Annotated in this window: 15 protein-coding genes and 2 pseudogenes; 10 read left to right on the top strand and 7 right to left on the bottom strand. The window is 45.4% G+C overall.

The genetic code is table 11. The features are described 5' to 3' along the window. The first annotated feature begins 375 nt into the window (after window positions 1-375). The 6 genes and pseudogenes from OEY58_06095 (at window position 376) to OEY58_06070 (ending at window position 10,659) form a co-directional block, all read left to right on the top strand. Window positions 376-2,034, top strand: a complete 1,659-nt coding sequence (locus OEY58_06095) for a hypothetical protein (GenBank protein ID MDH5325013.1) — start codon at window positions 376-378, stop codon at window positions 2,032-2,034. After that, entirely contained in the window at window positions 2,018-3,787 is a 1,770-nt protein-coding gene (locus OEY58_06090) for a polysaccharide deacetylase family protein (GenBank protein MDH5325012.1), read from the top strand. The genes OEY58_06095 and OEY58_06090 overlap by 17 nt, the downstream gene beginning before the upstream one ends. 4 nt (window positions 3,788-3,791) lie before the next feature. Further along, window positions 3,792-5,024 (top strand): annotated as a pseudogene (gene pgaC, locus OEY58_06085) (poly-beta-1,6-N-acetyl-D-glucosamine synthase). Window positions 5,025-5,048: 24 nt separating this feature from the next. Then, the gene (gene pgaD, locus OEY58_06080) at window positions 5,049-5,534 is read left to right on the top strand and encodes a poly-beta-1,6-N-acetyl-D-glucosamine biosynthesis protein PgaD (GenBank protein MDH5325011.1); all 486 of its coding nucleotides are present in this window, start codon (window positions 5,049-5,051) and stop codon (window positions 5,532-5,534) included. A 116-nt stretch (window positions 5,535-5,650) separates the two neighbouring features. Next, on the top strand, window positions 5,651-9,004 hold the full coding sequence (locus tag OEY58_06075) for an AAA family ATPase (GenBank protein ID MDH5325010.1): 3,354 nt from the start codon (window positions 5,651-5,653) through the stop codon (window positions 9,002-9,004). 425 nt (window positions 9,005-9,429) lie between these two features. Next, window positions 9,430-10,659, top strand: coding sequence for a tetratricopeptide repeat protein (locus OEY58_06070; GenBank protein MDH5325009.1), 1,230 nt, complete (start codon window positions 9,430-9,432; stop codon window positions 10,657-10,659). A gap of 63 nt (window positions 10,660-10,722) precedes the next feature. Here the strand turns inward: OEY58_06070 and OEY58_06065 are convergent, their stop codons facing one another. The 3 genes from OEY58_06065 to OEY58_06055 all read right to left on the bottom strand — a co-directional run bounded on the left by OEY58_06065 (window position 10,723) and on the right by OEY58_06055 (window position 15,569). Next, complete coding sequence (locus tag OEY58_06065; GenBank protein MDH5325008.1) at window positions 10,723-11,919, bottom strand: O-succinylhomoserine sulfhydrylase; 1,197 nt, start codon at window positions 11,917-11,919, stop codon at window positions 10,723-10,725. Window positions 11,920-12,600: 681 nt separating this feature from the next. Beyond that, window positions 12,601-13,431, bottom strand: a complete 831-nt coding sequence (locus tag OEY58_06060; protein MDH5325007.1) for a hypothetical protein — start codon at window positions 13,429-13,431, stop codon at window positions 12,601-12,603. Between the two features lie 254 nt (window positions 13,432-13,685). Continuing rightward, the gene (locus OEY58_06055; GenBank protein ID MDH5325006.1) at window positions 13,686-15,569 is read right to left on the bottom strand and encodes an ATP-binding protein; all 1,884 of its coding nucleotides are present in this window, start codon (window positions 15,567-15,569) and stop codon (window positions 13,686-13,688) included. Between the two features lie 149 nt (window positions 15,570-15,718). On the opposite strand from OEY58_06055, the gene OEY58_06050 reads away from it, so the two are divergent. Next, a complete protein-coding gene (locus OEY58_06050; GenBank protein ID MDH5325005.1) occupies window positions 15,719-18,592 on the top strand; it encodes an AAA family ATPase in 2,874 nt (957 codons plus the stop codon). Window positions 18,593-18,709: 117 nt separating this feature from the next. On the opposite strand, the gene fabA is transcribed toward OEY58_06050, so the two are convergent. The 3 genes from fabA to OEY58_06035 form a co-directional block, all read right to left on the bottom strand. Continuing rightward, the gene (fabA, locus tag OEY58_06045; protein MDH5325004.1) at window positions 18,710-19,219 is read right to left on the bottom strand and encodes a bifunctional 3-hydroxydecanoyl-ACP dehydratase/trans-2-decenoyl-ACP isomerase; all 510 of its coding nucleotides are present in this window, start codon (window positions 19,217-19,219) and stop codon (window positions 18,710-18,712) included. Window positions 19,220-19,266: 47 nt separating this feature from the next. Continuing rightward, window positions 19,267-20,067, bottom strand: coding sequence for a helix-turn-helix domain-containing protein (locus OEY58_06040; GenBank protein ID MDH5325003.1), 801 nt, complete (start codon window positions 20,065-20,067; stop codon window positions 19,267-19,269). A 1,142-nt stretch (window positions 20,068-21,209) separates the two neighbouring features. Next, window positions 21,210-21,416: a cold-shock protein gene (locus OEY58_06035; GenBank protein MDH5325002.1), complete on the bottom strand. Its 207-nt coding sequence runs from the start codon at window positions 21,414-21,416 to the stop codon at window positions 21,210-21,212. A 256-nt stretch (window positions 21,417-21,672) separates the two neighbouring features. Between OEY58_06035 and OEY58_06030 the strand changes: the two are divergent. Beyond that, window positions 21,673-22,343, top strand: a pseudogene (locus tag OEY58_06030) (transposase). Between the two features lie 333 nt (window positions 22,344-22,676). On the opposite strand, the gene OEY58_06025 reads toward OEY58_06030, so the two are convergent. Then, window positions 22,677-22,847, bottom strand: a complete 171-nt coding sequence (locus OEY58_06025) for a hypothetical protein (protein ID MDH5325001.1) — start codon at window positions 22,845-22,847, stop codon at window positions 22,677-22,679. 181 nt (window positions 22,848-23,028) lie between these two features. Between OEY58_06025 and OEY58_06020 the strand changes: the two genes are divergently transcribed. Continuing rightward, window positions 23,029-23,274 carry a type II toxin-antitoxin system CcdA family antitoxin gene (locus OEY58_06020; GenBank protein MDH5325000.1) on the top strand — a complete coding sequence of 82 codons (246 nt, stop codon included), beginning with the start codon at window positions 23,029-23,031 and terminating at the stop codon, window positions 23,272-23,274. Then, window positions 23,274-23,594, top strand: coding sequence for a CcdB family protein (locus OEY58_06015; GenBank protein ID MDH5324999.1), 321 nt, complete (start codon window positions 23,274-23,276; stop codon window positions 23,592-23,594). Before OEY58_06020 ends, OEY58_06015 begins: the two co-directional genes overlap by 1 nt. Window positions 23,595-23,717 lie beyond the last annotated feature (123 nt).

The following is a 23,717-nucleotide window of genomic DNA, read 5'->3' as shown; positions in this document are numbered from 1 at the left end:
ACTGTTTCGACCAAAACTTTGATAAATTAACAGACGTGGCACACATTTTCGCCATAAAAAGATCAACATTTTTAGACTGGTGGATGGATAAATTCATAAGCATTTTAAAACAACTACTTAGCGTTCCTGATTGATTATATTTTGACCATAGCGTCTGTACTCTTAAGAGAATTCACCGTAAAATATGGCATCCAAGGCCGGATAGTGGATAATGGTTGAATCCCGCGATATCAAGAGTCGGCGGCTGGGCTGGCGGGCAAAGAGTTGGACTCTGCAATGCGAGGCCAACACATAACAAAAGGGTTTAACCACCCTAATAACTCGTGAAAAATCCATTAGATAACTAGAAGTCCATTGACCATAGGGGGTCCATGCGTGCGTACTGTAACCATTGCTGGTGTATTGGTTTATTTCCTGGCTACGCCTTTGTTGGCGCAAGAAGCCGGCGTGCCTTCAAAAGAAGCAGGCACTGTGTCATTAGACGCAAGCCCCGCAGAACCCCCAGCGTCCGTTGTAGCAGCAAGTCCTTCATCTGGCAGCAACGCCACTGCAAAAGCCGACACCCCATCTGAAGAAACCGGTACACCGGCTAAGACGGCTGACACCTCACCTGAAGAGACCGGCACACCTGCGACGGCTGACGCTTCTCCTGAAGAGACCGGCACACCGGCGACGGCTGACGCTTCTCCTGAAGAGACCGGCTCACCGGCAACGGCTGACGTTTCTCCTGAAGAGACCGGCACACCGGCAACGGCTGACGCTTCCCCTAAAGAGATTACACCGGCCGCAGACGCTCCCCTAAACGACGATCCGGATCACAACCGTGGCGTAGAATTGGCTCGACAGGGCAAACACCAGGAGGGTCTGCAAATTCTTCAAATGCTGTTGGACAAAAAACCCTATAACTATGAAGTGCGGCGTGATTTCGTCATCATTTCCCGTTGGGCCGGTGAATGTGAGCAAGCACTGGAAAACTATGACACTATCGTCAATCACCCCAAGAAAGAGTCCTATTTACTGGCTCCCGTTGCTGAATGTATGAACGATATGGATCGGCCGGAACAAGCGATCAACTTGTTAAAAACCGGGTTAACCCAGTGGCCTGACGATGAAGAACTCAAAGCCTTGCTACAACGTTTGCAGACCGAAAAACAACATCGTCTGGCTCCCGTACTGTCTTTCAGCGGTGGAATTAATGAATCCGACCAGGGAAATCGCGAATGGTATTCCAACCTACGTTATGAACAGCGGTTTTTTTACGACGAGTTGCGTGCCTACACCCGCTATTCAGTGGTGCGTGCTGATGACCCGCAGTTTGAAACAGGCGACCTGAACCGCGTGGGAATCGGCCTGACCTATCGCCACAACTATCAATGGACTTTAGACTATGAATATTCCCAGGACACAGAACGCTCCGGGGAAGAAGGCAACACCGCCATACTCATTTACAAACCGCATTATCTTTGGGAAATGAGCCTGGAATACGCCTCACACGCTGAAGACCTGCCCTTGCGCGCCAAGGCGTTAGGCGTAGAATCGGATCGTACCGTCGCGGCGTTTTCCTACCACAGCGCCGATTATCAATGGACAGGGAACATGAGTTATTCCCACTATGATTTTTCCGACACCAATCAGCGCAAAACCGTCTATGGTGCGGTTGCCTATGCCTTTGAACTGAAACACGAACGGGAACAACGCTTGCGTCTGGAACTGTATCGCGGCTCCAATTCCTTGCGTGAAGATGTGGTGTACTACAATCCCGAAGACGAAGTCAGCGCCGGATTGGCCTACCGGGCAGATTTTGTCTACGACTCATCGTTCCAGCGCCATGTGGACCACATTGAACTGTCCATGAGTAATTACATACAACAAAACTATAGTGCCGACATGACTTACGGTTTAAGCCTGGGACAGGAATATGATTTTAATGATCAGCACTCCTTGTCCTACAGATTAAGCTATTCCAGCAAAGTCTATGACGGAAACCGAGAACAGCAACCTGGTTTTGACATGAGTTATGCGTATCGTTTCTAAACAAACCCTCTGTGTCGGCTGGATCCTGCTGTGGTTGGTCGTGCTCCCGACTGCCCACGGCAAACAGCTTACGGTGCTCACCTATCACGATGTGGTCACCGAGTTTAACGGCGACATGTTTTCCGTGACCCGTTCTGAATTCGTCGCACAAATGGACCATTTGTACAACAATAACTACCACGTCATCAGCCTGTCCGAACTTAAGGTCTACGAAAAATACCCGGAACAAATGCCCGAAAAAACTATCATTCTGACTTTTGACGATGGCTTGAAAAGTTACGGGGAGTTCGTGGTCCCATTACTGAAAATTTACGGTTTTCCGTCGGTAGCCAGCATTGTTACCGGATGGCTTGACGACCAGGACATACCCAGGGAATACCACACCAAACTCATGAATTGGGCCACCTTAAAAAAACTCAACAATGAACCCCTGGTGGAAATCGTTTCTCATAGCAACAATCTGCACCGGGGTGTCCGGGCCAATCCACAAGACATTTATGAGGCCGCCGGTGTCACGCGCATGTATCTGGCGGAAACACAAACCTACGAAACCGAAACACAGTTCCGTCAACGCATTTCCAAGGATTTACAAACCTCCGCAACGCGTCTGCGCCAAGAACTGGGCATCGTCACCGATACCATCGTTTGGCCCTATGGTCTTTACGATGAGGTCATCATCGATGAAGCCAAAAAATTGGGTTTTGTCTATCAACTCTCTTTGGATGACGGACCCACCGGCCTCAACCAACTACCCAAGTTAAACCGTATTATGCTACTGGCCAAGCAAAGTATTACTGATTTCGCCAATGAACTAACCTATGCGTCGTTGAAGAACTTGCGCACGCAAATGATAGAAATCAGTCTCGACACATTTACCGGTAAAAGCCTCAAGGAAAAAGAACAACTACTGTCAGATGCACTGGACAGACATCAGAAACTGGGTGCCAACACCCTGGTGATTTCCCCATTCGACAAGCCGGGCAAACAGGCGTTCTTTTACAACCGTCAAACCCCCATCGCCACAGACATACTAAGCCGGGTCATCAACAGTTTTCGCTCCAAACTTGCCATTCGGTATGTATTCCTGAAATTACCCGCACAACAACCGGCGACCGACCCCAGTACGACCTATGAAGATCTGGCCCGCTTGGTAAAATTCAATGGCGTTATTTTTGCCCCCAACACCAGAGCACACGATATACTAACCATTCGCCAAACCATCAATCGCTTTAAATCCAATATCCGTTATGGCGTATACGGTATACAAAAAAACCCTTTTCGCAATGATTTCGTCGTCGCGCCGATTAATCCGAACGAACCCATACGCAAAACGCGCGAAGCCCTGGCTCCGCTAAAAGATGATGGTGAAACCATTTACTATTTGGCCGTACAAAACACTAATGACAACAAGGGTTTCTTTGAAAAAGCCGAACAAACCTTCGACTTTCTGGATGCCCGACACATCGGTTACAAGTTGCTTACTCAAAAAGCAGCCGCGTCCATTAAATTAGAACAACAAAAGTCAGAACCGACCAAACAAGCCCTGGAACAAGCGCCCCCGGAGCATGCAAGCTCAGAACACGCAACTCCGAAACAAGCAATACCGGAACAAGCAATACCGGAACAAGCAACACCGAAACAAACAACACCGAAACAAACAACACCGGAGCAAACAACCCCGGAACAACCAAAACAAAAAAACTCACAGACGGGTAATACGGTGGCAACACAAACACCGGTTACAGGAGGCTGAAACAGTGGAATTATTATTATTTGTATTTGTTTTTTTCTATCCGCTATTCATGGCCGTATATTGGATGACCGGCGCCATTATCTTTTTTAACCGGCATGAATTTCGGGGACAAACACCGCCAAAGATGGAGGAATATCCTCATATATCCATCCTGGTCCCCTGCCACAATGAAGAAAGCTGTATAAAGGATGCCATCCAGCAGTTGGAACAAAACAACTACCCGTCTTTCGACATTATTGCCATCAATGATGGCAGCCAGGATGAAACCGGCAGCATTCTCAGCGAAATGTCCAAGAGCATCGACAAGCTCAAAGTCATCAATCTGACACGCAATTACGGCAAAGCCACAGCTCTCAAAATCGGCACCATGGCCAGTAATGCAGAATTCATCATGTGTATTGATGCCGATGCCCTATTGGATAAAAATGCCCTGTTCTGGATGATGAAACACTTCCAAGACGGACCTCGCGTCGGCGCCGTCACTGGTAACCCCCGCGTAATTAACAAAACCAGTTTGCTGGCCCGAATTCAAATCGGGGAGTTCTCTGCCATCGTGGGCATGGTAAAACGCACCCAAAGAAACATTGGCCGTATCTTTACCGTATCCGGTGTAAATACCTGCTTTCGTCTGGCAGCCTTACATGATGTGCGTTATTGGTCCACGGAAACGGTAACCGAGGACATAGACATCAGTTGGAAGCTGCAGCTGCGTTACTGGGACATTCGTTATGAACCGAATGCCCTGACCTGGATTCTGGTGCCGGAAACTTTGTCTGCACTGTGGAAACAACGGGTGCGTTGGGCCCAAGGCGGTTATGAAGCCGCCTCTAAGTTTTCCAAGGAAATCTTCCGATGGGAAAACCGACGCATGTGGATGGTCAGTGGTGAATACTGGATCAGCGTGCTCTGGTGTTATGCCCTTGCGTTTACTGTGTTATGTTTCGCCGGAACCCATTTGGCTCCGGAAGGTGCCTGGCCGGAACCTTTACGCATACCATCGCTCATTCCCGGTTGGACCGGTGTTATCCTGGCTGTAGTGTGCTTGATGCAATTCGCTGTAGGACTGGCACTGGACAGCCTCTATGAACGCCGCGGCCTGTTTCGTTATATGTTCTGGGCCATATGGTATCCGGCTGTGTATTGGGTATTAAATGCCGCGACCACCATAGTTGCCGTCCCCAAAGCCATGTACAAAAAACGTAAGACTCAGCATGCCGTCTGGACCAGTCCGGTGCGGGTATTGCAGTATTCGCCCTTACGTATGCGCCAAAGTGCCAAAAAACAAGAATTGCGGCATTTCTTTTGGCGTCTGGTACCACAGACCAGGAAATACATCGAAATCATTGTTATGTTTATTTCCTGGAGCCTCTGGGCCTACCTGATTACCCCTTTGATCAGTTTGATCGTATGGGTTGCTGCATCCTATTTGTTCATGGATCGCATTATCAATCCCGGTAGCTTGGAAACTTTTTCCAGGGCAGCCAATTACGGTACCGTCATCTTAACCATGTGGGTGTTGCTGGCCTTATGGATCGTATGGAACCGTCAACGTTATGGCCGTCGTAACCGGCGTCAAGCGCCTTTGCCCAAGGTTTCCACCGAGGAAATGAGTCGGGTCATGGGGCTGGAAATGGACGAAGTGGAAAAACTGCGTAATAGTAAAGAAAGCTTTTTGCATTTGGATAAAAATAATGCCCCGGTCATAGAAGAATATGCGGGTGCTGGTGCCGGAAGTGAAGCAAAGTAATTGGGCACGCCGGTGACACTAAATTTAACGTGTCATCCGGCTTGCGGGTTTGCTTCGGTTTCAATATTCTCTCCCGGTAAGACCAAACGCAGTCCCGTGAACCCGTAGGAACGTTGATGCAATGTAAGCAATGCGGCTTCAAGTCGCCCACCGATATGAAATTTTGCGGTCAATGCGGCACTTCGCTCATGGCCAGTTGCCCCAAATGTAAAGCCGACAATCCCGGAAACTTTAAGTTTTGCGGCTACTGTGCCGAACCCTTAGACTCACAACATTCTGAAATCAAAATCCCTGAAGTCTCCCAAGAGTCATCAGACAATCAAGGCGCAGAACGACGCCAGTTAACCGTATTGTTTTGCGATTTGGTGGGCTCCAGCACATTATCGGAAAAAACCGACCCGGAAGATTTGCGAGACATTATGCGTGACTATCGCCACACTTGTGATGAAGTCATTCACCGTTTCAAAGGTCATGTGGCCCAATACCTGGGTGACGGTATCCTCACCTATTTCGGTTTCCCACACGCCCACGAAAATGACGCATCCAGGGCCGTGCAGACCGGGCTGGAACTCATAAAAGCCATGGTCCATCTGAACATTCGCCTGCAACAATCCATGGGTATCAATCTATCCATACGCGTGGGTATCCACACAGGCCTGGTGGTCGTGGGTGAAATTGGCGATGGTGATAAACGTTCCTTGGCCCTGGGCCAAACCCCCAACATTGCTGCCCGACTGCAGGATCTGGCCAAACCCAATGGAATCGTCATCAGTGCCGATACCTACCGACTGGTGAACAATTATTACGATTGCAGTTCCCTGGGCGAGCACCATCTAAAAGGCTTCTCCCGTCCTTTTACCTTATACCGGGTTCTGCGGGAGTTCGAAAGCTACCAACAAATCCTCAGCCCCGGCTCTCGCGGCCAAACGCCCTTAATCGGCAGAGAACAAGAATCCGCTCTACTGCTGGACCGATTTAGTCAAGCCAACAACGGTTCCGGTCAAGTAGTTTTACTCAGTGGCGAGGCAGGTATTGGTAAATCACGCCTGGCCCAACTACTGCGTGATAAAATCAAGGACGAAACCCACTATTTTTTTGAAAGTGCGGGTTCAGCCTATTATCAAAACAGTTACTTGCATTGCGCCTCCCAACTGTTCCGGGAACATTTGGAGTTTGGCAGCAAAAGCAAACCGGAAGAAAAATTGTTGGAACTGGAAAGTTTCCTGGAACAACACGGACTGGACTTAACACAAGCGGTACCCTTGCTGGCCGAATTGCTGTCCATCTCGCTTCCGGAGGACCGCTATGAACCATTGCAACTGGCCCCCGTACAGAAGAAACAAAAAACGCTGGAAAATCTACTGGCCTTAGGTATGGCCATGTCGGAAAAGAAAACCGTAGTGATCATTGTGGAAGACCTGCACTGGGTTGACCCCACTACCTTGGATCTACTCAGTCTATTTATCGACCAAACTCCCACAGCTAAGATCTTTTTACTACTGACTTTTCGTATGGAATTTTCGGCACCCTGGATTACTCGCTCACATATGACTCAGATTTCGGTCAACCGTCTAACGCGGGAACAAACAGCCGCCATGATTAAATGGATTGCCAAAGATAAAAGCCTCCCCCCCGAACTGGTGACGGAAATTATTAACAAAACCGATGGCACACCACTGTTTGTAGAAGAGCTCACCAAAATGGTATTGGAATCCAATTTGGTTCTGGAAGCAGAAGACCATTTCAAACTGGCCTCGCCTCTGGACAGCCTTGCCATTCCGTCTACACTACAAGATTCTCTCATGGCACGCCTGGACCGGTTGGGTCCAAATAAAGAACTGGCGCAACTCAGTGCCACCTTGGGACGCGAGTTCAGCTATTCATTACTCAAAGCCGTGGCACCGAAGAAAGAGGTTCGCTTTGAAAATCGGCTGGCCCATCTGGTGTACTCAGAAGTATTGTATCAAAAAGGTCTGCCACCCCAGGCCCAATACACTTTCCGTCATGCTCTGGTGCATGAACTGGCCTACCAATCCTTATTGAAAAAAACCCGGCAAAAATACCACCACCTGATTGCCTTGACCTTATTTGAACATTTTCCTGAAATCGTAGAAGAAAATCCGGAATTGGTGGCCCACCACTGTACCGAAGCCGGAGATTACCAGGAAGCGACAAAATATTGGCTCCAAGCCGGCAAGACGGCTATCGGTCGCTCGGCCAACACCGACGCCATTGTTCACTTGAGCCGGGCATTGGATGCGTTGAAACACTTACCGGAATCCAAAGCCGGCTTTGAATACGAACTGAGCATACAAGCATCTTTAGGTTTAGCCTATATGCTGTCCTACGGCTATGCCGCTCCAGAAGTGGAAAAAGCGTATGCCCGAGCCTACGCTTTGTGCCGCAATTTTGGTGAAACCAGCTCTATCTTTCCGGTTCTTTGTGGTCTGTGGGAATACTACGTGGTGCGGGCCGAATTTGATACAGCGCAAAAACTGGCTTCACAGCAATACAATATTGCCAAATCCACCACCGATCACACCTTCTCGATGGAAGCACAACGTTCCATGGGCGGCACCTTATTTTGGCGTGGCCAGTTAAGCGAGGCGTATCAATATCTTAAAGCCGGTTTTAAAACCCAACACCAACGACGTATTTCCACCCAAACCTTCAGCCACGATACGGAAGTGGCTAATCTGGCCAACGGCTCCTGCGTACTCTGGTTACAGGGGTTTCCCGCTCAGGCCTTGGAACGAGCCCAGCAAGCTGTGGACCTGGCCCATGAATTGTCCCACCCCTTCAGCTGTGCCTATGCCCATGCCTTTTGTGCTTTTGTACACCAGCTATCCGGCGACCAACTGGGGGTAAAACAAGAGGCGGAAAAAATTATCGAAGTTTCTGACACTTATGAATTCGGCTACTGGAAAACAGTCGGTAATATGATGCTGTCCCAGGCTATGATGGTGATACTACAAGACTTTCAGTACATTCAAGGTTACGAAAAAACCTTACAGCAATATAAAGCCACGGGAAGCAGTCTGGCACTTACTTATTTTCACAGCCTTCTGGCTCAGTCTTATTGCTTGATGGAACGCTACCAACAAGCCTACGATATCATCGACAACACCATTGACTTCATGGACAGCAAAAACGAGCGCTTCTTTGAGGCGGAACTGTATCGTATTAAAGCGGAAGCCCTATTAGGCATGGGCCGCGAAAACACGGATAAAGCCTTACAGCAATTGGACTTGGCCATTGAAACTGCACGCACTCAACAGGCCACCAGTCTGGAATTACGCGCCGTTATTACCGCTTCCAGGGTCTGGTGTGGACAGAATCAAAAAGAAAAGGCCCTACCCAGTTTGGATCGGGTGATGAGCCACTACACCGAGGGCTTTGACACCAAGGACTGGCTCATTGCTGATGCGTTGCGTAATGCCATTCGAAACGGCGATACTGTTTTAGTTTGATGGTATTTGTCTAACGTTTTTATCCCCCCTCTCTTTGCGTCGGCGGGTCCCACCGGCTCGATTCAGGTCTATTCAACTCCACTTTGTGCTCATTCTCCGGCTTGGCCCGTTGTTTGCTTTCAGTAAAAGCGATTATTGAGTGAAGGGATTTTGGGGCAATGAACGCCGCAACAACTTATTAGCTTAAATATCATATAGTTACAATTTTTACCTGCAGATTTCTTTACAAATAGTACAGAAATTAGCGGTAAAGAAACTCAGATTCAAGGCCGACAATACCTTTAGCCGTGAAACCAACTGCCGTGATCAAGCTGTTCAGGGAAATACACAGCCAGGCTTGGTATCACCACACGGACCCGCAGGGGGTACCGTCACTTTTCGTCAGGCGACTATTGATCAAATGCCGCCGAAACCAAGGAACTAAAATGGGCATACGCGAAAATAAAGTTTTACCCGTTCTTGCCATGAGCGTATTGTTTTATTCCAGTCAACCATACGCTTTCACCAGACCATTGGATAAAACCCTGACGATCGAGGAACCCCAAAACCTTGAGCAAATGTATGAAACCAGGCAGATTGCCGACAAGATCTGGAATCAGTTGACCAACGAATTTATCAAGCACTACGAAAATGGTGACTATGCCCAGGCCAGTAGTACTGCCCGAACAGCTCTGAAAATCGCCATGGATAACTTTGGCCCCGACCACGTGAACACCGCTGATTCACTTCTTAAAATGGGCATAGTCAGCGAATCCTTGGGTGACTTTGAGAATGCTAAAAAACACATGAAGCAATCTCTCAGTATCCTTAAGGCAAAATTGGGCACCTATCACGAGGACGTCGCAATCGTGCTGACTAACATTGCCAACGTTTATTTCGAGCAAAATCAACCCGACTTGTCGGAAAAGTTTCACAAGCAAGCTCTGGACATCCGCCAGCGAACCCTGGGAGACAGTGACCCCGCAGTAGCCCAATCCATGTACAATCTCGCCGTATTGTATGACGACCTTACCAAGTATGATGCGGCCATCCCTTTGTACGAAAATGCAGTACAAATTTGGAACGCTCACTATGGTGCCGTTCACCCCTATGTAGCCAATGCCTTGAATAATTTAGCTAATGTTTATCTGGCCGTAGAAAACTATGCCGATGCCATAGAACTACACAAACACTCGCTATCCATCCGTCGCAGTCTCTATGGCGACGAACACGCGGAAGTGGCCCGGGCGCTGATCAACCTGGGTGCCCTGTATGTTAAACAAAACGCGTATGAGAAAGCCAAACCCCTATATATTGAAGCGGTTTCAGTGGCGGAAAAATTGTTTGGTCCCAAACACCCACAAGTCGCCATGCTGCTGTACAGCCTGGCCAATATTTACCATATCCAGGGCCGTATAGCGAAGGCCGAAACGGATACCGGCACCAAAAAAATGGGTGCCAAGCCCAAGAACGGCACACTGTCCAAATCAGCCAAGAACAATTTTGAACAAGCCGTGCCATTATATGAACGTGCTTTAGAGATTCTGGACGGATCCATCGGTGAAAATCACCCCGCGGTCACTGCCATGCTGAACGAGTTGGCCTTGCTATACAAAAGCATCGGTAACCGTGCCAAGGCCGAACAAATGCAAGCCCGGCTCAGCAGTACGCACTAAGCGATTTGAGTTCACAAAAAAGCCGGGATAGTCCCGGCTTTTTTCATTCCATAAGCGTTTCATTCAGAGCAATTCCAAGCCCCGCTGCAAATCCCTTTTTAAGTCTTCCAGATCTTCCAAACCCACCGAAATGCGAATTAGAGCATCGCTGATACCTGCCTCTGCCCGGGCTTCGGGTGTTAAACGACCGTGGGTGGTAGTCGCCGGATGAGTGATAGTTGTTCGGGTGTCACCCAAATTAGCGGTAATGGACATAAGTTGAGTATTGTCCACCACCGTCCAGGCATTATCCTTACCACCTGTCACTTCGAAGGAAAGTACGCCACCAGCCGCCTTTTGTTGCCGCTGCGCCAATTCATACTGGGGATGGGATTGAAGTCCGGGGTAATACACCTGAGTCACCGCTGGCTGCTGCTCCAACCATTGCGCCAAAGCCAAGGCATTGCGACTGTGGGCCTCCATACGCAGCCCCAAGGTTTCCAATCCCTTTAAAAACACCCAGGCATTGAAGGGACTCATACTGGGGCCACCGGTGCGCACAACACCGTATATATCAGCACCAACCCGTTGCGAGTCCCCCACCACGGCTCCACCCAAACAGCGTCCCTGGCCATCCAAATACTTAGTCGCTGAATGGATGACGATATCCGCCCCCAGGTCCAGCGGTCGTTGCAAGGCCGGAGTACAAAAACAATTATCCACCACCAATAAACAGCCGCGAGCATGAGCAATTTGTGCCAATTCGCTAATATTCGCCACCTGCCCCAAAGGATTGGACGGAGTTTCTAAAAACAGAAATCGAGTGTTGTCGCTAATGGCATCCTGCCATTGTTGCGGATCGGTCAGATCCACATAGGTCACATCAACCCCAAATTTGCTGATGTAATTATTAAACAGCATTACTGTGGACCCGAATATGGATTTGGAAGCGACGATATGATCCCCTGCTTGCAACAAACCCAAACAGGTGGCCAAGATGGCAGCCATCCCCGATGCCGTCGCCACGCAACTCTCCCCTCCTTCCAAAGCTGCCAACCGCTGCTCAAAGGCTCTTACTGTGGGATTGGTAAAACGAGTATAAATGTTCCCCGGCTCATCACCAGCGAATCGCGCAGCCGCTTGGGCCGCACTTTCATAGACATAACTGGAGGTGGTGAAAATTGGTTCGCAATGTTCGCCTTCCGCCGTGCGAACTTGCCCGGCCCTGACAGCGATGGTATCCAACCCATAGCCTAAGTCATTGTTTTTTAAATCAACCATTTCGTACCTCGTGCCTAGGGGCGTTCAGCAGGCACAAAAAAACCCGCCTTCAGCTCTGTTTACAATTCAGGCTAAAGCAGGTTTTTCTCTTTAGCCGTATTTATAAAGCGCCCGCAAGCTGAAGTTCAAATCGGCGCTCAGGACGGCAGACTATAGACAAACACCCACCTTGTCAATGCAATGGTGGAAAAGTTATACACAAGCAACTAAAAATGCGCTTTGTCATATAAAATCATTGGAAATTCTTATCTTTGGCAAAGATAAACCCAAAATTGCTGCCACGGGATATTGAGGTGACAAGATTCCGTTTGACAGAGTCTAAGACAGAAAAATGATTTTTCAGCAACTGTATATACTTACTAGCATGCTTTAGAACCTGTGTTTATCCAGTTTTTTGAATACAAAAATCGAAATCTCAGAATGGTTTTAAGTCGACGGAGTCAGTTTTACGACAAAAAAATATCGACTTAGCGTCGTATTTTTGGCCTTCAACAATCAAGGTCAATTTTTAAACAATCTAACAACATCGTTGTTTCAACGCTTCTTAAAACAATTGTTCTATAAGTTGTACACAGAGTTATCCACAGGATTTGGCGATATCCGTGGAACGCTGAAAATCAATGTTCCACGCGATCAGACATTCGAAGCAATTACGTTTCTAAGACATTTAAGAAACGTGGATTAATTTCTGGATGATTCCCATTCAATTTCGGCCAAATCCAATGGCTGGGGTAATTCCCGGCTCAGCACACAACCCTGCTCCAGACGGGAAAACCCGAGATTACAGGCCCAACCAGTGCCAAAACTGTTGTAATGAGCATTGGCGGGTAACTCCACCTTGGCGCAGAGGCCGCCGGAACGAACGTAACCGAAGTTGCAGTACCAGTCGTTAGCCAACAAATCCAACCGCGCATTAGGCGGTACTTGGATTTTCTGACAGTCTTTATCTTCTCGGCTGTACCCGGGTTTGCACTGCCAACGTATGCCATCTCTTTGCCAGTAGGCATTTTTGGGTTTGGAAACCGATTCACAGGCCTGCCGGGCCTTATGAAACCCTCTCAGGCATTCCCAACCGGTCCTGGCTGCATTAAGTTTGGCATTTCCGGGAATGAGAATTTTCTTACAACGCTCGTCTTTCTGCTCGTACCCCAAGGTACAGCGCCAACCTTGAGTGGTAACATCGCGCCGAGCGTGCTCCGGTAACGTAGCCCGAGGTAATTGTGATTGAACATAGCGGGAATTATTTTTATATTTCGGGGACATATAGGTCACTTGATAATACAAGGGCGAATCCACCGGTCGCCCGGACGCAGAGCCCCCGTACTGCTTGGCATGACTGCGAAACAGGTAATGGGCCGGGACAGTTTTGCCCTTGGCGTCCTGGTAGGCAGGTACCCAGACATCTCCCGCCTGAACCCCAGGCGGTATCAGGGCAATAACAGCTAACAGCCCCAGGCCAAACAATGCCCAACTCAGTGTTATTCCGCGTATTGCTCCATGCTTTTTTCTCATGTTTGAGTTATATCATTTTTACTCAGGTGAAATAAAGGCCGGACCTAACACATTCTGAACAATGACAAAAGCTGTTGTTGCCACAAGACAAGCACCGGCGCCTCCAGACCTAAACCGAGGGATCTAGAGCCAAATTCCACATTTGGAGGCAGAGTTTACTTCACCATACGGTGATACTGTAAATTCACCATGGATGACTTCAGAAACGGAAGTGTATGAATTTTTGAAATGCTTCCAGGAAGCGGCGCAATACTTTAGTGAAGCTTACCCGCTGTGGTGTCATTAATAACAGCAATGTTATCAATAACCGCTAGAAGCCGTTCAATATCTATAGGTTTCGTCAAATAGTCGTCGAATACCAAGGCCTTGGTTATATCCTCCCCGGCAGCATTGGCGGAAATTCCAATCACTGGTATATGGGCAGTTGACCGGTCTTGTCTCAATCTGTCTAAAACCTCAAATCCCAACATATCCGGAAGATTGATGTCCAGCAAAATCAGGTCTGGCAATAATTCCTTTGCGCCGGCCAAACCGTCGGTTCCGTTGATGGCCAAAAATAGTTCATGTGTTGTTTTTTTGGAGATTATTGCCTTAACTAATTTCTGATTTAGAAGATTATCTTCAATGTAAAGAATCCGTAGTTTTAAGGATGATTTAAAATTACCAGATCCCTTGTTGGCGATAGCCTCGATTGGCAAAGAAGATTCCATTTCGATTGAATTCAGTTCCACTTCAAACACACATCCTTTCCCCGGTTCGCTATGTACAAATATCTCACCCTGCATTTGTTCCAGTAGGTTCTTGGTAAGCGCCAATCCTAACCCTGTGCCCTCGATCTCCGTACTTTCTGCACCAACACGCTCGAAAGGCCGAAACAATTTCCTTATTTGGTTTGGACCTAATCCTATTCCTGTATCGGAAACAATCAGCCTAAACCTCGTAGCGTCGTTGTTCAACGACGAACTTAACCATACCAGACCATCCTGTTTGTTGTACTTAATCGCATTATTCAGCAAGTTCAGTACAACCTGAACCAATCGTGTTTCATCTGCCATGACCCAGACATCGGGGACGTCTTTTCTCTGGTAATTAACTTTATATTTTTTAAGTATAGGCTCTATAATTTTTTCGCATTCATTAACCACAGACCGAACAGAAACCGGTTCGATTGTTAGTTGTAACTTTCCTGCTTCGATTCTGGATAGATCAAGAATATCGTTTATCAATGACAGCAGGTACTTGCTGGCACCCAGAATATCGTTTGCATATTGGGGTGGCTCATCCTCAGACACCAACAACTGGCAAAATCCCATAATAGCATTAAGCGGCGTACGCAGTTCGTGGCTCATGTTCGTCAAGAACTTGGACTTTTCAGTACTGGTTTTTCCTACTTCCTCCACTGTGCGCTTCAGCAGCGCCTCGTACTCCTTACGATCGGTGACATCCCGTATGATTACCAAAGCATCTTCAGCGCTTTTTTGTGTAAAGCGTGCTTCATAATGGTGCGTACTCAAATCCGGTAACGTTTTTTTATATTCGTACACACCGACTTCCTTGGTTTCAATTGCTCTGATCACTCGAGCTACAACATCGGTAGAAAAATCCAATGGGAAAATATCATTAATGTACACTTCTGCCTCAACTGAGCTAATAGGCTGCATATATTTCTTCAATTCTCCGTTCTTTGTTATCTGGAGCACCGTGTCAGGTAGAGCATCTACTATAGCCCTAGTATCGCGCTGAACCGCCTTTAACCTCAATTCTGTTTCCACACGTCCACTAATATCCAACAGGTACCCGATAAACCCGGTAATAACATTATATTCGTTACGTTCTATTGTAAGATACTCTTCCACCCAGACAGTATCATTATTTGCATGGGTTAATGTATATTTATCCAATTTGAGCACATCGACCATTGCTTTTTTTGCAATATCTATCTGGCTATCAATCTTTTTCAAATCGTTGTCACTCATCAAATCAAAAATATCGACGGAGCAATCGATTAATTCCTCTGCTGTATATCCAACTAATGATGAAACATTTGAAGACACATATTCTAATGGCCAACCAATAGTATTTTTCCACTTCACGACAACGAATGGTCCGGATTCTGCAATTTTTTGAAAATCAATCATAATAATTGTAACAATGTGATTTTTCGGGTTGAATTAAACCAACTATCTATTAACAATATCAATATAGTCTACCTGTGGTAGCAAATACAAAATATTGACACTGGTATTACAATATCAATGTCAAGGTTGATTTTTTAGGCGTACTTATTATGTTACCAAATACTACATTTGTTGGGAGACAGAGCCACCTTGCTCAGTTACGCAATATTTTTGACAATATCCACACAAACGGCACCAAAATAGTATTAGTTGGGGGTAACCCTGGAATCGGAAAAACCACTCTCATTTCACAATTTATCAGTCAGTACTTCTTCGACAGTGATGTATGCCTTTACGGGAAGTTCAACAATCATCACCTCCCCTCGCAAGGCCTGATAGACGCGATTAATCATTACGCCAGGTCCCTGAAACTCAAATCCAAGAAGGAACAAATTGAGCTGTCCAAAGAACTGACCGACCTGCTTCAACCTAATTTAAAGATTTTGCATGAATTTGCTCCGGATTTTGAGCAACTCACAAAGACAGATTCACACCCGCAACCTTTGCCTTCTTTTGAATCGAAAAATCGTTTCAACCTGGTATTTAACAAATTGTTAACATTCATCACTAAGAAATCCGACCGACTTGTGTTTTTTCTTGATGACCTGCATTGGGCTGACGCCGACGCTATAGACCTGATCGAATCAGTCGTTTTAAATAAAGAATTCAAGTCTATTTGTATAGTGGGCAGCTACAGAAATGACGAAGTGGGAATATCACACCCCTTATCTGCTTTAGCCCGAAAGCTCGCCAAATTAAATTCACTTCTACAACGGGTAGATTTGAACCCTTTATCGGAACTGGAGGCAAGAACCTTAGTAAGTCAATATAGCAATAACCTCTCTAAAGAATGGGAACAATATGTATGCCTGCAGGCAAACGGAAATCCACTCTACATTAAGCAACTGGTCGAAACCACCGGTTACGGAGCCACATCGAGCACACTTAGTGAGACCAACGTTTCACTCGCATTTAAACAGCCTGAACAACTGGGCGTAACAGACAAATTGGCCGAAATACTCATCTTGAAATTTAAAAAACTATCTAAGGAAACCCAGCGTGTGCTTAAACTCGCCTCAGCAATAGGACCGACGTTTAGTGCAGAACTAATCTCACGTATTAGTTCGCTAAGTACCACCGAAGTCGAAAGTCTTTTGTCCGATGGGGTCAAGTTGGAACTGATATTCATCCAGAAAAACAATAGCTGCAGACATTATCAGTTTACCCATGACAAAATCAGAGAATCCATTTTCGAGCTGGTCAACGATAAACCCGGTTTGCATCTTGCAATTGGGCGGCAACTCCAATCCTACCCTTCAGACCCAAAAACGTTACCCACTATTTTGTATCACATGAATATTGGTTGCGAACAGATCTCAAACATGGAAGAAACGATTAACGTAAGCAATATGAATTTTACTGCCGCCATCCAGGCCAAAACGACAGGCTCTTACAGCACTGCAATTGTATATTTACAAACAGCGAGAAAACTACTACCCATTGACAGCTGGACGAGTCAACACAAATTGTCTTTCCGCATCTACAAAACACTTGCCGAGTGTAAATATCTTTGCGGCAAATTCAAGGAAGCTCATGAGCTCTATCACATAATTCTTGAAAGAACCGGTAATACATATGAAAGAGCCGAAGTACACAAACTTAAAATCATCCAATATACAAATCAAAGCAATTGGAAAGAGGCCGTTGATGAAGGGATGGAAGCTCTGAAGTTGTTTAATATAGATCTGGAATCTGATGACGAAACACCGAAAACACTCGAACTCCTAAGCACCACACCAATCGATCATATTCTCACGCTGCCATCAAATATCGATCCGTTGGTGGATTCACTGATATCGCTCTGCAACAGCATGGTTTCTCCTGTGTATGTCTTAAGACCCGATCTGATTCAAAACCTCGTATTAATAATGATTAGAACGTCTTTCGACTCGGGAATTTCTAAAGAATCCGCTTATGCATTCGATTTGTACGGCGTACTCGTAGGTTCGATCCACGGAGACTACAGAAAAGCCAATGACTATGCACTTCTGGCATTAAAACTCAATCAAAAGCTCAACGATATTTCCTTACGCTGCAAAATTAAACTAACCTACTACACCAATATCAGCCCATGGGTAAATTACATTGAACTTGGTATAAATGAGCTAAAAACGGCGTCTGTTGATGGACTAAACGCAGGGGACCTGATCAACTCTGGGTACTGCAACGTTTCTCAAATTCTACAAAGCTTTCACTCCGGCATGAATTTAGTAGAACTAGACGACATAATCACTTCAGCTTTACCTTTTCTCGAAAAATCAAATAACCCTGCTATTTTGCTGGTAAGGTTTACACGACAGTTTATTAAGAACATGAACGGGACAACCAATGATAGTCTATCGTTATCCGACGATTCTTTTTGTGAAAACACCACTCTTAATTCAATGGAAAATGTTGGGTTCCTGCACGGAATTCACTGGTACTTTTTGCTCAGAATGATGACTTCTGTAATTCGCCAGGACTACGCACATGCCATGGATCTTGTGGAACGATCGCGAGCAGCAAGCATCGGCGCCGTTGGTCAGTTCTCCATTTCAGAATTGAATTTCTACCATTCACTTATCCTTACCGGCTTAATAAAAAACGAGAAAGAAAAGTTCGAAGATCATAAAAAAACCCTGGAAACAAACCAAGAGCAGCTTCGTCAATGGGCAGAACTGTGTCCCCGCAACTTTTTACACAAATTCGAACTAGTACAAGCAGAAATTGAAGCATGCCAGACTAATCCAATTGAAGCAGGAAAAACCTACGCAAGCGCATTAAGAAATGCATTGGCTAATGGCTTCTACCAGGATGCGGCTATTTGTAGTCACAGATATTCTTTGCAAGAAAGAACATCGAATAACTCACTCCGGGGAGATCTCCTTAAAGAGTGCAAAGATCACTTGACGAAATGGGGCTGCACAACTGATGCCTTTTCTTAAGATTACCAGATAGTCCCCTCCAGACTAATGGGCTCTTGGGATTTTCTCTCACTGTAACTGCAGTTCCCATGTTTCCGCCGTACCGATTTTCAGTCCGACTGGAACTGAAGCGCTTGGTTAAGCCAGTTTTTCTCGACTTAATTCAATCAAACCAACCCTCAGATCACTGGCCTCATATATTATTTGGTCATTGAGTATGACGACACCGTCCGCCACGCCCAAGGGCATTGGCTTTCGAAATATACGCTTAATATGTAAATGATATCTAATTGAGCCTGCATCCGGATAAATTTGACCACTAAATTTCACTTTCCCTACGCCTAATGCCCTCCCTTTTCCCTCAAGCCCCGACCAACCTAAAAATACACCTAACAATTGCCATAATGCATCCAACCCCAAACACCCAGGCATGACCGGGTCCCCTTCAAAATGACAGGCAAAAAACCAGTGATCCGGCAAAATGCTAAGGCAGGCACATAGCTCCCCCCTATTATACTTACCACTTTCCGCGGAGATATAACTGATCTCATCAATCATCAGCATCGGCGAACTTGGTAGTTGCGCATTACCGTCGCCAAAATAGCCGCCTTTTGATATTTCTGTAACGTCTTGTTTCGAGAACCGCATCTATACCCCCTTACAGGCTAAAAATACAGTTTCTCTGACTTGTGGAATTATCGATTGTAAAAATCGGACATATTATGATTTATGAACTCTCCAGGGGTAAGTTTAAAGTATTTTTTGAACTCTTTTATCAAATGAGATTGGTCGTAGTATCCCAGATCCATCAAATTTTGCGTAGAATCGACCGATATTTGATACAGCTGTCTATATAAAGTCTGAGCCCTAACTATTTTGGCAAAGGCCTTTGTACCTACACCAGTATATTCTAGAAATCGACGATTCAGATGGCGACGACTCCAGCCGACTTTTCCGGCGATTTTGTCTATTCGTTCACCACCGAATGACTGGTAAATAACAAATAGTGCATGATCAAAACAAGAAGTTGGTTCCCTGATATATCTTCCCATTACCCACCGTTCACAGACAGCTACTCGATCGTTGAAATCTTTGTGCTTATATATTTCTGTGTGCAGACTATTGAACCTATTGCAACGAAAATATTTGCTATCGACAAACTGATCAGATATTTCAGACAAATTTATAGCAAATAAATGCCTTAGTGCGCCGGGATAGAACCAAATGCCAAAATATTCTCCAGGGTATAACAACTGGATATCTCTGGCCTCAGTCAAAGTACCTCCTATCAGTGATCCCTGTGGTGAAATATAGATAGCCTGAGTACCATCTGGCATTACCGGATACAGAGTTTGCCTATCCACATTAATTTGCAAATATGAATGCACAATACCTTTAAGTGACTCACAGGGCTCTCTTGACTGCATTCTTAGCCCAAGCTGATGTAACCCGGCATTGGTTAACGTAGGTTGAAAAGGACTATAAAGCTTATTCATTTATATTATCTTTTTGGGTTAACAAGTTTCTTCGTCGGCACAATAATGCATAACGATATATATAGTACCCGGAAAAAACGAGCATAGCAGGCATGACCCGAGCGCCGCGAGTGGAAACATTTCTAATTCGTATAATATGAATATTCACAATAAATATACAATACCTGCGGCGACTTGAAACTTTTTCTGTTTGTAAAGCTCCTTAGCTCCCATATTCTAATTGCTTTAAGAATAATTGGTAGATTATCCTTTTCTTTAACCAATTTGACATTATATATTGCGTCAACGCTACTGCATATATCAGAAATGGCCCGTTCATGTTCGGTTTTGTAATCCATTTTTTTGGACAAAATCTTGTTTAGTCGAATGCTTCTATCCTCAATCCATTTTTGAAATTCTTCTGGATACTGTTTTAACTCAACACTAAAATACGTTACCTTTCGATGAAATTAGATCGATGGGCTATAGTGATGACTTTTTACGCATGTGGGAATTCTATCTCTGTTACTGCGAGGGTAGTTTTATGGAAAGGGCCATCAGTGATGTGCATGCTGCTGGTCAAACCAGACAACCGCTGCAATCATATAGGATATGCCTATACCAAAACCCTTACTTGATGACAGCACCTGCTTATGGATCAGAGTGTCCGCGCTGGTATTTCGCTACTTATCTATATCGTTATCTCTGGCTGCCATTGACCACTCTCCAAAAAAAGCCGTTTATATACTTCAGTTCACGTAACTGGCGATTTACCGTTAGAGCTAAATCGCCACAATTTTTCGAAAGGTATCTAGCAATAGCGTTCGATTCGAACAGTGTCATCTTATCGTCAACTAATGTATCGGACCTAGAGGAATTATCATCAAATATGCGGGACTATTGCCTTCTCCCCTATATATATTTACGGATTCACTTTTTACATTTACAAAATTTAACTCATGGCAGTCAGTATGCACCTTCCTCTCGTTGGTAAATAATAGTGATGAATACAGGACAATTATTTTACCCATTTACGTTGGATTTATGGACCAGCATAACGACCAACTCACCAGCAGGTAAACACGGTGTAGTTTTTGCGACCGAAAAAAGTGTGATTCGGTTGACTGTCTGAGTAAAATTGATGGTTATATGCTACACAATTTTTAAATTGCCTTAACTTTGGTCGCACATGGGCCTTTTTGACCTTGACCCACTTCATATTCAACTTTTTGACCGTCGCTTAAAGTAGCAAAACCTCCACCGCTTTGTATTTCCGAATGATGAACAAACAAATCTTTACCGCCATCATCTGGAGTAATAAACCCGTACCCTTTGTCGGGATTAAACCACTTTACCGTTCCTTGACTCATTTCTCTTTCTACCTTTTTTGTTGTTGGTGATTATTTAGAATAAATGAATCTAGGAAACTAGAATTCATTTGTGATTTTTCTCATTTTACAAATAACAACAAGCGCCACCGGTTTGGTCACGCGCACAGCATGTTACCTAATCCGAGCTCGCGCTCTTGATACTCATTGAGCCTTCTCCCCCAGTTCTACCCTACAGGGTAAACTGAAACGTGACAAAACCAAAAAAGGAGAAAGCCCAAAGAACTTTTACAATAACATGCATCCTTACTACTGTGGAATTGATTTACATGCCAGAACCCTATATGTCTGCATTATAGACCAGTAGGGAGAGGTTTGTGTACACAAGGAAATCCCAGCCGCCCCCAAACGCCTGCATCAACTCAATGATCCGTATATGGGAAATATAGTGGTTGATGTGGAATGTATGCACTGTTGGTACTGGGTTTCAGACTTTTGTGACCAAATGGGGGTGGATTTTATTCTTGGTCACGCTTTGTACATGAAAGCCATTCACGGAGGAAAAGCCAAGAACGATCGCATCGACTCTTTCAAGATTGCCCATTTAATCCGCACTGGAAACTTCCCTTGCTTATATCTAGCCTGAAGAAATGCGTGCAACCAGGGATTTACAACGTCGGCGTATGAAGATCGTACGCCATGGTGCGGATTTGAAGGCTCATGTGGTCAACACAACCGCCATACAACCTTCCACCCAATCGAGTCAAAATAAAAGATGTTTGTGCGCGCGAGCAGCTGAAAAAAACCTCCCCGGATATCGCTGTGCAACAAAATATCGACTTGGATGTAAACATCCTGGGTTTTTATGCAAAACAACTCGGCAAGGTGGAATGGTTTATAGAACAACAAGCCAAGCAGCATAACCCCGTGCATCTTAATCTTCTAAGGACCGTACCCGGGGTTGTAAAGGGTTAGTCACGCAGTGGGATGAGCTGGAAGTCAAACTGGACTCGATGCGGAATACAAAAGTAAATTGGCTCAATCATTGATTGCAAATCCGATAGTCAATTTATGTATCAACGCTGTGAACCCGCCGGCTTGATTAGACATCTCACTGGCGTACAACAATACGATTAGCTAAATCGTTTACACCTTGTTTGATCCTGATACTAACGGAGTACGTTAATGTAACTCACTTCTTGAATAGCGCCCCTCAAGGTTAACCGATGAATGTCTAGCGACCCTGAGCTGTCCATGAAAGGAAGGCAAGCAGGCAGTGGACAGACCACAATAAGAGACCATCTATATGTGTTTGCTGTAACCACAATGATGGCATGCCAGACTCACGCCTTTGTGGCCATAAGGCTTACCGCCTGCAAATATTTTTGCAGATTTTTGGCAATTGGGGCAGCGAACAATAATTTCATCCTGAAACTCTGTTAAGTATCTACCACCGTCTGAATATGTACTCATATCTATGCCGATCGCTAACGCAGTGTTATCAGGCATGCCTTAGCGGTGGGCTTTTTGTGCGACTCTACAAAAAGCGCGCCGCGAAAGTATGTCCTGGTTTAACGCCTTGTTAGATACGCTCTTATATGCTACATTATTTATACGTATTAATAATGCGCATACCGAACAAAGGTTAGGCCAAATGCAACATATTTTTGACAAAAACGCCCCTAAGAAACCCACAAACCTTAGTATTAACAGTGACTTACTCTCTAAAGCGAAAGGACTGAATATCAACCTCTCAGCCACACTAGAACACGCTCTTGAAATCGAAGTAAGAGCAGCAGAAAAAGAAAATTGGCTGAAGGAGAATAAGAAAGCCATTGATTCTTTAAATAAGCTGGTGGATGATCATGGGTTATTCTCTGATTCTTATAGGGAATTCTAGTGAGTCAATTTACACTTTACCGAAATGAAAACAAGTCATCCAACAAAATATATCCGTACTTCGTGGATATACAAAATGACTTACTGAGCGACTTAAACTCTAGAATTGTAATTCCACTTTCTCTGTATAAAACCCTTGAAAACACAGCCGCTAAAAAACTGTGCCCTATCATTCAAATTTCGGATCAGGGTCAATTTGTACTTTTAACCCACCAATTAACAACAGTACCTAAATCTATCTTAAAGAAAGAAATCGACTCAATAGAGAAATACCGCTACGATATTTTAGGCGCTATCGATATGCTCCTGTCTGGCATCTAACGAGACTGTAGAAAAACCCAAAAATGCTCATTTCCATATTTTGCATCGCCGCTAAAGCATTTTTTTCGGATTTTTGAAACAGCTATTGGCTCTACGGAGTTTAGCTTTTTAAATGGAAACTGA

This window comes from Gammaproteobacteria bacterium, assembly GCA_029882975.1.
Taxonomy (GTDB): domain Bacteria; phylum Pseudomonadota; class Gammaproteobacteria; order SZUA-152; family SZUA-152; genus JAJDNG01.
This window is presented reverse-complemented; position numbering and strand designations above follow the sequence as displayed.